This window comes from Novosphingobium gossypii (assembly GCF_050433305.1).
GTDB lineage: Bacteria > Pseudomonadota > Alphaproteobacteria > Sphingomonadales > Sphingomonadaceae > Novosphingobium > Novosphingobium gossypii.
Window position 1 is genome coordinate 18,142 of sequence record NZ_JBNPXM010000004.1, and the last position, 12,734, is coordinate 30,875.

Sequence of the window (12,734 nt, forward strand, 5' to 3'; positions counted from 1 at the left end):
GTATGGAGGCGCCTGCGGTGGCATCGGCAGGCCTTCGCCTGAATTGCGATCACTGCAAAGATTGCACGCAGCGAATGAGGGTTGATCCTATTGATACCGGTGTCATAAAGGTGGGGAACAGGTAATCAACAGGTTGCAAGGCGACGGGTAGGCATGATCCTCCCGCGTCTGGGAAGAGGAATGGACGTGAGGCACTCCCACCAGCGTATCGGGACGAAACTGGCGGCATCGCGGGTTGCACTGGCGATCGCCGGGCTGACGACGGCACTCTGGCTGGGCGGCGCGGGCGCGGCGCTGGCGCAAGATGGTGCGGCTTCGGCACAGAATAGTGGCCTGCTGTTCCACGCTGCGCTCGACAGCGGGTTCGATGCAGAGGTGGCGGGCGGCGCGGCCACGCCAAACTTCCGCAGCGACGTGTCCATCGTCAGCGACGGCGCCATTGGCGGGGCCGGGCGCTGGAGCGATGGCGGCTACGTGGCGTGGCAGGCGCCCGGCAACATGCTGGCCCAGCGCGGCACGCTGTCGTTCTTCTGGCGCAGCCACACGCCGGTGGGTGAGGCGCCCTTCGTGATCTTCCGCGCCAGTGCCGGGGACCATTCCAGCTGGGACATGGCGTTCCTGCGGATCGACTGGAACGGCCACGGCTTCGACGCCTTCGTCACCGATGCCAACCTTTCGCGCGTGCGCGTCAGCTGGAAACTGCCGGAAACGCTGTCCCCCGACGCCTGGCACCACATCGCCTTCGCCTGGGACGAGAGCCGGGGCGTGACGCTGTTCTGGGACGGGCGCGAAGTGGCGGCGAAGCGGCAGGCGGCTGACCTCGACATGGCACTGGACCAGTTCGGGCTGGCGGGCCGAGTCATCGCCCCGCATCAGGTGCAGAGCCGCTACAACTTCATGCGCGGCTCCGACCTCGACGACATCCGCGTCTACGACCACATGCTGGAAAGCGCGCAAGTGGCCTCGCTTGCGGCGCGGCAGCAAGTCTCCACCACGGCAGGCGGGTCGAATGCGCGGGCCGATCTGCGCGCTGCTTGGCTCCACCGATTTGGCTGGGACACGCAGAGCCCGCCGGTACTTGCCGATCCCGTCACCGTCGTGCGCAAGGTGGAGTTCGCGGACGCGAAGGATCTCAAGGAATGGATGTGGAAGGGCGTCGACGGCATCGCCGAAACGACCTGGCCCGGCGTCTACAACCGATCCCGCCTGCCGGGCCGCAACGACTATTTCGAGCTTCCAGACTGGAACGTCTACGTGGAGGGCGGCAAGACCTATGAACTGACCGTTCCGCAGAACGTCGCCTTCAACCGCGTGGAAATCCGCGGGGCGGCCTATGGCGCGCTGGAATGGTCGGCGGATGGCAAGTCGTCATGGCGCAAGGTGGCGAACCGGCCGCAGGGCATCGTGCGTTCCGTCAACGATACGCCGACGAAGACCGGCGGTACCCTGCGCTTCACCAACGTGATGCAGGAACAGCCGATCCAGGAAATCTGGGCCTATGACATTCATCCCGGCGAAGTGCCGAAGGGCACGTTCCAGCTAAGCTATACCGTCCGCGCCGACGCCGCATCCGATCTCGGCGCGCTGGAGCGGCTGAACGCACACATCGCCGGGCGCTACCCGGCGTCCGAACGCGCCACGGTGGTGGCCCTTCCCACGGGCGGGGTGAAGGCTGCGGTGGGCGCGGGCAGTGCCGGCACTTCGGGCACCGCGCGGCGCAGCGTGGACGATCTGCCGCTGGTCCATGTCCTGATCCCCTCCAACTTCGGCGATGCTCCTGCTGACCGGCCGCTGGCACGCGCTTGGAACTATGGGTGGGAGAACGCGCACGATGGGCTGGATGGTCTTGCCATCGACCTTCCCGCGATCGCCGCGAAGCCGGACGCCAAGGGGCTGATCCCGCTCGACATCCGGGTGAAGGATCCGATCTGGCCCGATCGCGACATGATCGACGTGCAGGTCTCCGTGCGGCCCGGACAGGCCCACACCCTGTGGCTTGACCTGCGTGACCGCATCCTGACCGCGGACAGCCTGTACCTGACCGTAGCCTCAGCTGCGCCCGACTTCGGGGCAAAGTCGCTGGACGGGATGACCGTGCGGCTGGTCTTCAAGGACCGCGCGGCGGCCAAGGCCGAACATGTCGCCGACCGCTTCAATCAGGTGAAGGACAACTGGGCCTTCCTGGTTGAGGAACACACGGCGTCGAAGCGGGCGGGCCTCTACCGCCGCCTCTACGGCGACATAACCGACCTGCTGCGCGTCGATCCCGACAATCTGGAGGCGCGCCGCTACTGGGCGGATATCGGCTATTCCGAAGACCAGCTGCCGCCCTTCGTCCAGCCTGAGCCGCCGGCAGGCCAGTCTCCGGCGATGCCGCTCTGGGCGTTCCGCCAGCTGGAAGATCTCAAGCTGACGCGCCAGTTCGTGAACTGGTGGATCGACAACCGGCAGGTGCCTTACGGCGATTTCGGCGGCGGCATATCGGACGATACCGACCTGACGCAACAGTGGCCGGGGCTGGCGCTGATGGGCGTCGATCCGGACAAGATCAACGTATCGCTGCGGGCGCTTTCGGACGCGGTCTACAAGAACGGCATGATCGTCGACGGGCTGAGCGCGATCACCACCGACGAACTTCACGTTTATGAGGAAGGCATCAATTCCGATGCCGAGCGGCTTTATCTGAACTGGGGAGAGCCCAAGGCGGTGGAGCGGATGATGGCCACCGTCAAGGCGCTGGGCCGGGTGATCCGCACCAATCCGGCGGGGCACATGCACATCTCCTCCAGCTGGTACGGCGGTAAGAAGATCTACAGCGACGAACCCTGGGCGTGGCAGAAACCCTATGGCTTCGTCATCATGCATACGCCCGTGCTGCTGGGCACGTTCAATGCGGACCCGACGGCACGCGGGCTGGTGACAGGCGTGATCGACGGCCTGCTGGCGCACGGCAAACAGGGAGCGGACGGGCTCTGGACGTTCCCCAACGACATCAGCTTCCCCCACGATACCGAGCGCGCGGGCGATGGCGGCGGCGCTTCGCTGCCGATGCAGTCGGCATGGGCGGCATGGCGCTTCACCGGCGACGACAAGTATCTGCGCCCGATCCTGGGCCGTGTGGGCAAGGACAACTTCGGCGCCCTGACCGAGATCAACGAGAACGCGTTGACCGTGCTCGGCAAGCGCGAAGCGGCGCGCGCCACGATGCTGCGCAGGGCTGCCGGGGGGGACGACTTCGCCCGGTTCGAAGCGTGGAACACCACCGGCGACAAGGCCTGGCTGGAGGCGCTGAACGCGCACGGCATCTCCGACAAGGCGCAGCACATGTATATGTATACGGAAGGCCACTGGTGGACCGACCGCGTCGATGCGCCTAACGAGCACCTTCAGCGTGAACGGCTGGGCGGCATCGCCCTAAAACGCAACCAGACCTACCCCGGCAACGCGGTCAGCTGGAACTTCGCTGACCCTGAAAGCGCGGTGAAGGTGGCGATCCTTGTGCGCGACGCTACGCCCGAGCGCTTTACCGTAGAAGCGTGGAACACCACCGCCGTCGAACAGCGCGCCGACATGGGCACATGGAACGTCGTTGCGGGCACATGGGAGATGACGCAAGGCGGCGTGACGCGCGATGTCGTGCTGGAGCGCAGCGGATCGCTGCCCGTTACCTTCGCGCCCGGCACCGCCACGCAGATGACCTTCCGCCTGAAGGAGAAGGCCCCCGTCCAGCCCGAGCACCGCCCTGACCTAGGCATCGGCACCGACGATGTGGTGCGCAAGGGCAACCGCCTGTCCGTCACCGTGCACAGCCTGGGTTCGGTCGCTGCGCCGGCTGGCACCGTCACGCTCGAAACGGCGGAGGGACGGGTGCTTGCCACTGCCGCCGTCCCGCCGCTGCCCGCGGCCGCCGACCTTGAGGCGAAGACCGCGACGGTATCCCTCACCGTTCCTTCCGGCGCGCCCGAGGTGCTACATGTGCGCGTTTCCACCGGCCAGCCTGAGGTGACGCGCCGCAACGACGTTGTGGTGCTGGGCGGAGGGGGCCGCTGATGCGCGCGCTGGCCACGATCGTTGCGCTGCTGGCGCTGCCTTTAGCAGCGCAGGCGCGCTCGGTGACGTGGACCTTCGACCGGCTCGATCGCGTTGGCGGATTGCCCACGCAAGTCATCGGCCAGCCCCTTGTCGAGGATGGCGCAACGGTGTTCGACGGGGTGGACGATGCCCTCTACCTCCCGCGCCATCCGCTGGCCGGAGCAAAGGCATTTACGGTGGAGGCGGTGTTCCGCCCGGACGGCGGCGCGTTCGAACAGCGCTGGCTGCACCTTGCCTCCAACGATCTGGCAAACCAGACGCGGCTGCTGTTCGAAATCCGGGTGGTAGGGCAATCCTGGTATCTCGACAGCTTCATCAAGGGGAAGGGCTATTCGCAGGTGCTGATCGACCCCGGCAAGCTGCACCCCGTGGGCCGCTGGTATCATGTGGCTCAGACCTTCGACGGCACGACGTATCGCAGCTACGTCAATGGCGTGCTGGAAGGGGAGGCGCAGGTGTCGGGCTTCGTCCCCCAGGGGCCGGGCAATGCCTCCGTCGGGGTGCGCTACAACCGCGTCAACTTCTTCCACGGCGCGGTGCGCGCGGCGCGCTTTACCGACCGCGCGCTGCCGCCCTCGAAGTTCCGGCTCGCACGATAATAGGCCATATTGCGTCATTGACACCGGTGACATAAATGGTAGCGCTAGCGTAAAGAAGATGTGGAGAGAGGCATGAAGTTGGACCGTCGAGAGGCTATGGTCGCAGGGATCGGTGTCCTGTCGTTTGCCAGCACGGGGGCTGCCACTGCGCAGGCCGCCGTTCCGGGCACGGCACCGGCCCACAAGGATGCCGCACCGGCGCAGTACCGCCGCGGGTTCGACAACCAGCGCATCGCCGATCTGGGCGACAGTCGCTATCTCAACCCGCTGATGGCGGGTGACCACCCGGACCCGACGATCGTCAGGCACGGGAAGGACTATTACATGACCTTCTCGACCTTCGATTCCTATCCGGGGCTGGTGGTCTGGCACTCGCGCGATCTGGTCAACTGGCGCCCGCTCACGGCCGCGCTGACGAAGAACCTGGGCTCAGTCTGGGCGCCGGACATCAGCTGGCATGGCGGGCGTTTCTTCATCTACTTCACGGTCAAGGCCAGCCCCAACGCGCAGTACGTAGTCTGGGCGGAGAAGGCAGAAGGGCCGTGGAGCGAGCCGGTCAGCCTGGGCCTCCCGGACCATATCGACCCCGGCCACGCAGTGGGCGAGGACGGTTCGCGCTGGCTGTTCCTGTCCGGCGGCGACCGTATCCGGCTGGCGGAGGACGGCCTTTCCACCGTCGGCACGGTGGAGCACGTCTACGACCCCTGGCATTACCCGGACGACTGGGACGTCGAGGGGTTCTCCCCTGAAGGCCCCAAGATCGTGCGGCATGGTGAATACTTCTACCTCGTCACCGCAGTGGGCGGCACGGCGGGGCCGCCGACGGGACACATGGTGATCGCAGCGCGCTCGAAGTCCATCCATGGCCCTTGGGAAAACTGCCCGCACAACCCCATAGTGCGCACCACCGACCTGTCCGAAGCATGGTGGTCGCGCGGGCATGCCACCCTGTTCGAGGGGCCGGGCGGGGACTGGTGGTCGGTCTATCACGGCTACGAAAAGGACTTCTGGACGCTGGGCCGCCAGACCCTGCTGGACCCGGTGACGTGGACGGCGGACGGCTGGTTCCGCATGGAAGGCGGCGACCTGTCGCGCCCGCTGGCAGCGCCCAAGGGTGGGAGCAAGGCCGGGCCGCATGGCATGCCACTGTCCGACGATTTCTCCACGCTGGAAATTGGCCGCCGCTGGAACTTCTTCAAGCCCGCCCCCGATGAGGCGAAGCGCGCGCGCGTGGCCGACCGGACCCTGCACCTGACCGCCAGCGGCACCGCACCGGTCAATTCCTCTCCTTTGCTGCTGATCGCAGGCGACCCGGCTTACGAATTCCAGTGCGAAATCGAGATCGACCCGGGCACCACGGCGGGCCTGCTGCTGTTTTACGATCAGCAGCTCTACTGCGGACTGGGCTTCGACGCGGACAAGTTCGTGACGCACCAGTACGGCATCGAACGGGGCCGCCCCGCCAATCCCCATGGCCGCCGCATGCTGATGCGCGTGCGCAACGACCGCCACATCGTATCCTTCCACACCAGCGCCGACGGCGGAAAGACGTGGAAGCGTTTCGACCGGGGAATGGAAGTATCCGGCTACCACCACAATGTGCGCGGCGGCTTCCTGATGCTGCGCCCCGGCCTCTACGCCGCCGGAAAAGGCGAAGCGCGGTTCCGCAACTTCCGGTTCCGGGCATTGTAGAGAGGCAAAAGCCCACCGTGTCGGATCACGTTCGCACGGTGGGTTTACCTCCGAAGTTATCCCAGCCGTACCAGCCGCTCCGCCGTCAGCAGATCGCAGCGGGGGCAGCCGAGTTGGGCCATGGCCGCTTCCAGTTCGGTGCGCAGCAGGTGGATGGCATGCGCCACGCCGGCCATTCCCGCCACCGCCAGCGCATGCATCACGGGGCGGCCCAGCAGCACGGCGCTTGCTCCCAGCGCCAACGCCTTGACCACATCGGTGCCAGTGCGGATGCCGCCGTCCAGCAACAGCGGCACACGGGCAGACGTCGCTTCCGCCACACTCTGGATCAGTTCCACCGGGCTGGGAAGACCGTCCAGAACCCGCCCGCCATGGTTGGAAACGATCAGCGCGTCGGCACCTTCGTCCACTGCGCGGGCGGCGTCCTCGCCCAGGAGCAGCCCTTTGACAAGGATCGGCAGAGTGGTGGTCTTCCGCAGCCATGCCAGATCGTGCCAGCCGGGCGCTGCTGCGGCCAGCGGGGTGCCCAGCAGGATCCGCCCGCCGGGCACCGCCGTCTGGCGGGGGCGCGGCATTCCGGCAAGGTTCACCGCCTCCACGCCCGGCGGCAACGCGATCCCGGCCGGCTTCAGCGCTGCGTCTACGGTCAGCACGATCGCCTCGTACCCGGCACTTTCGGCTCGGCGCACTAGTTGCAGGCTGTGTTCGCGATCGGGCTGGAGATAAAGCTGGAACCACAGCGGCGGCGGGGTGCCAAGGCTTTGGGCGGCGACGGCGATCTCCTCCAGCGACACGCTCGACAGGGTGCTGGCGATGAAGCCGGTGCCCAGCGCCGTCGCCGCGCGAACGCTGGCCAATTCGCCGTCGCAATGGGCAAGCCGCTGGTAGGCGAGCGGCGCCAGCAGCAGCGGCGCGGCATGGCGGCGCCCCAGCAGTTCGATCTCGGTGCTGCCGTCAAGGTCCGCCAGCGCGCGGGGCAGCAGGCCGATGCGCGCGAAGGCGGTGCGGTTTTCCGCGAGCGTAATTTCTGCCCCGGACCCTTCCTGGATGTGCCGCCAGACTTCGGGCGTAAGGTGCGCCTGGGCCCGACGCTCGTAGTCGGCCAGCGTGCGCAGGTCTGGCGGGATGGCCGGAAGCGGGGGCAGGTGGGTCACGTCGCCGACCATTGCCGCAGCAGGTTGTGGTAGACCTGCGTCAGCGTATCGACCGAGGCGTGATCGGGGTGGTCGGTGGCGATCTGCTGGATCGCGCCGTCCAACTCGAACATCAGCCGCCGCTTCTCGGCGGAGGCGACGAAGCTCTGCGTCCAGAAGAACGAGACGAAGCGCACGCCGCGCGTCACCGGCATGACCCGGTGCAGGCTGGAGCCGGGATAGACCACCAGGTTGCCCGCCGCCAGCTTCACGCTGTGAGTGCCGAACATGTCCTCGATGACCAGTTCGCCGCCGTCGTAATCGGCGGGATCGGAGAGAAACAGCGTGCCTGACAAGTCGGAGCGCAGGTGCTCCCCGGTGCCGGGTATCGGGAAGATCGCGTTGTCTACGTGGTTGCCGTAGTGTCCACGCCCGTCATAGCGTGAAAAGCGCGGCTGGAGCACTCTGGCAGGCAGGGCGGCGGCGATAAACAGCGGCGATTGCGACAGGCGCGCGAGCACGCGGTCGGCCAGCTGCTTCGCCAGTGGATGATCGAGCGCCAGTTGCTCGTTCTCCTTGACGCGCGCGGCGCGGTGGCCGGCGGTGGCACGGCCATCCGTCCAGTCTGCGGTTTCCAGCGCCGCGCGGATTTCGGCCACTTCCGCAGCGTCGAACAGTTCGGGGATTTCGATGACCATGCGGTCTCTATGCGCGCAATGATGCGCGACTGACAATGATTTGCAGCAGGTGGCGACCCGGCGGATGCACTCGGTTGGGCATCCGCCGGGTCGCAGCGTCCCTTACATCTTCGCGGTCAGCGTCAGGACCGCCGAGCGGGCATCGCCCGGAGTGGCCCAGCCGTTGTTGCGGATGCGCTGGAAGTAGAGCTTGTCGCCGATGTTCTTGACGTTGAGTTGCGCCGAGAAATTGGGCGAGAAGTCATACGACAGGAAGCCATTGTGAACGATGTAGTCCTTGGAATAGAGGACGGTCGGCACCGTGGCGCTCGGCGTGTTGAACGCGAACTTGCCCTGATAAGTGGCACCATACCCGATCGTCAGGCCGAACGGCAGGCGGTAGGTGGTGAACAGGCTGCCCGAATGCTTCGGCGTCTGGGTCAGCTGCGAACCGGCGGCATAGTCGATCGCGGTCGAATCCCGGTCGATAGAGCGGATGACCTTGCCCTTCAGGTAGGTGTAGTTCGCCGTGATCGACCAGTCCGGCGTGATCTTGCCGGTGGCGCCCAGGGCGATGCCATCCACACGCGACTTGCCGTCAAGCTGCTGGTCCGGCTCCACGGCGGGATTGGCCGAGGCGACCGCGTACTTGTTGCGCTCGTTGCGGAAGGCGGCGGCGGTCAGCAGCAGGCCGCCGTCGAACAGTTCGGCCTTGCCGCCCACTTCGTAGTTGCGCGCCGATTCCGGATCGATGCTGCAGGTGCCACCGACGACGCCGGGCGCCGACGTGACGCAGGCGCCGTTGACCGAGTTCTTCGATGGCGTCCGCGAATTGCCGTATGCGACATAGAGGCTGACTGCCTCGACCGGCTTGTAGTTCAGACCCACACGGTACGAGAACAGCGTGTTGGCGATCGTCGATCGTGCGAAGGTGGTCTGCTCGCCCAGACCATAGCGGACACCCGTGACGGTGCAGCCGCCGGCGGTCGCGCACAGCGTGTGCGTGTTGAACGAGCCGGTGTTGCGCTCAAGCCGCGCCCCGCCGCTCAGCTCGATCTTGCCCAGCTTCATCGTATCGAAGATATAGCCGGCGATGTTGGTCTGCTCGCCCGCCTGGTGCGATCCGGGGATGAAGTTCACCGGGCCGACGTATACGTTGCTGCCGTAGACCCGGCCTGCGGCGCCGGTGATGACCTCGTTCGGGTTGTCGATGTTGATGAGCGGGTATGTGCTGTAGACCACCGAGCCATCGGCGTTGCGCAGCGAGTTGCCGGTGTAGAGGTCGTACTTTTCCCAGGTGGCCGCGCCGCCGATCGTCACCGTGTGCTCGATCGCGCCGGTGTTGAACACCGCCTTGATGTCGAGCTGGTCGAACATCAGCTGGTTGCGGATGTCGCGGGTGTTGCCGCGCGGTCCGCCCGCCAGATAGTAGCCTGCCGGAACGGTCGCGGGGCAGGCGGCGCCGGTGGGCGTCAGGCCGGTGCTGAGGCAGTAGGTGCCCTGCGGCGGGCTGACGCGGGTGAGCTGGCGCGAATCCTGCCAGCGGGCGAGGTTGCGGATCGACACGGTGTCGCTGATGTCATGCTCGAAGATGCCGGTCAGCTGGTCGATGTTGATCTTCTGGCGGTCGAAGTTGCGATAGCCGAAGTAATCGCTGCGATGCACACCCTGAAGGAGACCCGAGTAGTACGGCACGCCGTACTGCGGGATGTTGTCGTCCTCCTGATGGACATACTGCAGCGTCAGGCGGGTGGGGCTGTCGATGCCCACGGTGATCGACGGTGCGACGCCCCAGCGCTTGTAGTTGTCGACATCGCGGCCCGGCACGTCGTTGCGGTGCCACATGGCATTCAGGCGAACGGCGACGAGGTCGCTGACGCGCTTGTTCACGTCGGCGGTGGCGCGGTAATATTCGTCCGTGCCGATCCCGGCCGTCGCGACGTAGGCGTCGTCGGCCTTCGGGCGCTTGGTGATGATGTTGATGTTGCCGCCCACCGAACCGGCGCCGGAAATCACCGAGTTCGCACCGTTGGTAATCTCGATCTGCTCAAGGTTGAACGGATCGGTTCTGGTGATCTGCGCGCTGTCGCGCACGCCGTCGATGGTGATGTCGTTGCTGGCGCTGTAACCGCGGAAGGTGATGTTGTCGCCGGGGCCGGTGCCGCCTTCGCCCGCGCCGAAAGTGACGCCCGGCACGGTCGAAAGAACATCGCGCAGCGTCAGCAGGTTCTGCTGCTCGATCACTTCGTTGGTGAGGACGGTGATCGTCTGCGGCGTATCGCGGACGGGGCGGGTGCGCTTGGGCGATTCAAGCCTGCGACCGGGTTCCTCGACGATGGCGCTGTCGCTGACGGTCACGCCGCCGAGGCTGCGCTCTTCGTCAGCCTGCTGGGCCAGCGCGTTGGTGGCGGCCATGGGCGCGAAGGCCGGCGCGATGCAGGACAGCGCCAGGAACGTGCGGCGGGCAGCCGACTTTTGTGACTTGATTGACATATCTTCCCCTCATGAAGCGTGACGACGCGGCTGATATTGAGAATAAGTCGCATTATCAAGTGACAATCTACAAATGTTGCATGCGAATTTCACATTTGATGCTGGATAGACAGTTCCAGGGTCAATCGGCGGCGGTCATGGATGCCAGCGCAGGGCTGATCCATTCCTCCACTTTGCCATCCAGCCGCGTGAGAGCGCGTACTTTCAGGTTTTCGCGTAAGGCGGCGGCCTGCATTGCAATCGGAGGAAGCACGCTCAGCGCAGTGGCCCATGCGTCCGCGAGCATTGCCGACGTATGCACCACGCTGACCGCCATCGCGTGCTCTACCGGCAGGCCGCTGCGGGGATCGATCGTGTGCAGCCCGCGCACATAGTCGCCTGACGTTGCAACGGCCAGCTGGTGCAATGCGATGCGAAATGGAGCGGCGGTCGCGTCGGGTGTTTCCAGATCCACCCACCATGGTTCGCCGTCCGGCTTCAGGCCGCGTCCGGCCAGTTCGCCGCCGATCTCGACCAGCGCGTGCTCGGAGCCTCGCTCGGCAAGCAGGGCCGCCACCGCATCGACCGCAAAGCCTTTTGCGATGCCCGACAGGTCCAGCCTCACCCCGCCGGGCTGGCACAAACGCGCGGTGTTGGCGTCATAGGCAAGCCTGACGAATCCCGATGCGGTGCGTGCCTGCACGATCTGCGCGCTTGTCGGGGGGGCTGTGGCAGGCACCGGTCCGTGCCCCCAGATGTCGACGAGCGCACCCGCAGCGGGGTCGAACGCCCCCGCCGATCGCTCTGCCACGTCAAGCGCGGCTTCCATGACTTGCGCGAAATCGGGGGGGAGGGTGAACCATTCCCCGCCCGGCGCGCGATTGAAGCGCCCGAGAAGCGAATCCGCGCGCCAGTGACTCATCTGGGCGAGAATGTCTTCCAGGCGGGCTTCGATGGCGCGCTGAACCGCAGCCCGGTCGAATCCCGGCGGCGCGCCCAGACGGACGCGCCAGCTAGTGCCCATCGTCTGGCCGCCCAGCTCGATTACGGGCAAGCCCTGCCGCCAGGTGGCGAAGCAGGCGGCGTCGATCTCGAGTGGAACGGCAAGGCGCATGGTATGTGGAAGGATCAGGGCGCGACGACTTCCACCGTGGTGGTGAAGGTCATGCGGCGGCCTGAAGCCTTCGCATCGGACGGCTTGGCGTCCTGGGCGCCGGCGCTCAGCCAGTACCAGCCGGCGACCGGCCACCTGACCTTGAGCACGCCGTCCGCACCCGTGGTCAGTTCCTGGGCATCTTCGGCCGCGCGGTACTTCTTGCCACCGGGGACTACGGTGACCTTGACGCCTGCAGCGGGCTTGCCGTCGATCAGGAAGCGGAACTGGCCTTCCTCGTCCGAAACGAGTTCGTCGGGATGCGTGATCGGATCGAACTCAAGCCCCTTGCCCGTCAGCGCCACCTTGGAAGGTTCGCCGGCGGTCAGATAGACGAAGTTGCGCGTGACCGATTCGGTCAGCTTCACATCAGTGGCGTTGGCCGGAATATCGGCGACCGTGGCCACCATCCGCATCGGCGGACGGGGTGCGCCTCCTGCTGCAGGAGCAGGTCCACCCGATGGAGCCTTGCCGCCCGGAGCACCGGCGCCCGGCCCCATCGGACGACCGCGCCCGCCCACGCGCCATTCCTCTCCATCGACCTTGAAGGTGCCCTGCAGGCCCGTGCGTTCCATGCCGACCTTCCACGTCCCGGCCTTGTTCAGCGCGACGTCGAAGGTGCCGCGATGGCGGCCCTTTGCGGCGTTCTCCACCTTGCCTTCGGTGCCGTCGGGCGCCCAGACGGTGACTTGCGCCGGGTCCAGCGCGACGTGGTCGGGGTAGAACAGGTCGTTCGACACCGCCGCGTCCACGGTGATGTATTCGTTGGTGCTGGCGACGTTGCTGGTCGACGGCAGCAGCCACATGCGGTGCGCAAGCGCAGGCGTTGCCAGCATGCTGGATGCCACGGCGGCGGTCAGGATGGAGCGGAAGCGCATTGATGTTCCCCTGTATGATTAAGAAGGTGGCGTAAGAA

General features: G+C 66.2%; 8 protein-coding genes. 3 read left to right on the plus strand and 5 right to left on the minus strand.

Annotated features, from left to right (window positions below):
• The first annotated feature begins 186 nt into the window (after window positions 1-186).
• From GGR40_RS09540 to GGR40_RS09550, 3 genes are all read left to right on the plus strand, one after another.
• On the plus strand, window positions 187-4,050 hold the full coding sequence (locus tag GGR40_RS09540; protein WP_429276003.1) for a LamG-like jellyroll fold domain-containing protein: 3,864 nt from the start codon (window positions 187-189) through the stop codon (window positions 4,048-4,050).
• Window positions 4,050-4,691, plus strand: a complete 642-nt coding sequence (locus tag GGR40_RS09545) for a LamG domain-containing protein (RefSeq protein ID WP_429276004.1) — start codon at window positions 4,050-4,052, stop codon at window positions 4,689-4,691. The genes GGR40_RS09540 and GGR40_RS09545 overlap by 1 nt, the downstream gene beginning before the upstream one ends.
• 72 nt (window positions 4,692-4,763) lie before the next feature.
• Entirely contained in the window at window positions 4,764-6,383 is a 1,620-nt protein-coding gene (locus tag GGR40_RS09550; RefSeq protein WP_429276005.1) for a family 43 glycosylhydrolase, read from the plus strand.
• Between the two features lie 56 nt (window positions 6,384-6,439).
• On the opposite strand, the gene GGR40_RS09555 is transcribed toward GGR40_RS09550, so the two are convergent.
• The 5 genes from GGR40_RS09555 to GGR40_RS09575 form a co-directional block, all read right to left on the minus strand.
• The gene (locus tag GGR40_RS09555; protein ID WP_429276006.1) at window positions 6,440-7,549 is read right to left on the minus strand and encodes an alpha-hydroxy acid oxidase; all 1,110 of its coding nucleotides are present in this window, start codon (window positions 7,547-7,549) and stop codon (window positions 6,440-6,442) included.
• Window positions 7,534-8,214 (minus strand): Fe2+-dependent dioxygenase, encoded by a 681-nt coding sequence (locus GGR40_RS09560; protein ID WP_429276007.1) that lies wholly within the window; start codon window positions 8,212-8,214, stop codon window positions 7,534-7,536. The genes GGR40_RS09555 and GGR40_RS09560 overlap by 16 nt, the downstream gene beginning before the upstream one ends.
• A gap of 102 nt (window positions 8,215-8,316) precedes the next feature.
• Window positions 8,317-10,686, minus strand: coding sequence for a TonB-dependent receptor (locus tag GGR40_RS09565; RefSeq protein ID WP_429276008.1), 2,370 nt, complete (start codon window positions 10,684-10,686; stop codon window positions 8,317-8,319).
• 121 nt (window positions 10,687-10,807) lie between these two features.
• Complete coding sequence (locus GGR40_RS09570; RefSeq protein WP_429276009.1) at window positions 10,808-11,779, minus strand: FAD:protein FMN transferase; 972 nt, start codon at window positions 11,777-11,779, stop codon at window positions 10,808-10,810.
• Window positions 11,780-11,793: 14 nt separating this feature from the next.
• The gene (locus GGR40_RS09575; protein ID WP_429276010.1) at window positions 11,794-12,696 is read right to left on the minus strand and encodes a DUF4198 domain-containing protein; all 903 of its coding nucleotides are present in this window, start codon (window positions 12,694-12,696) and stop codon (window positions 11,794-11,796) included.
• Between the last annotated feature and the right edge of the window lie 38 nt (window positions 12,697-12,734).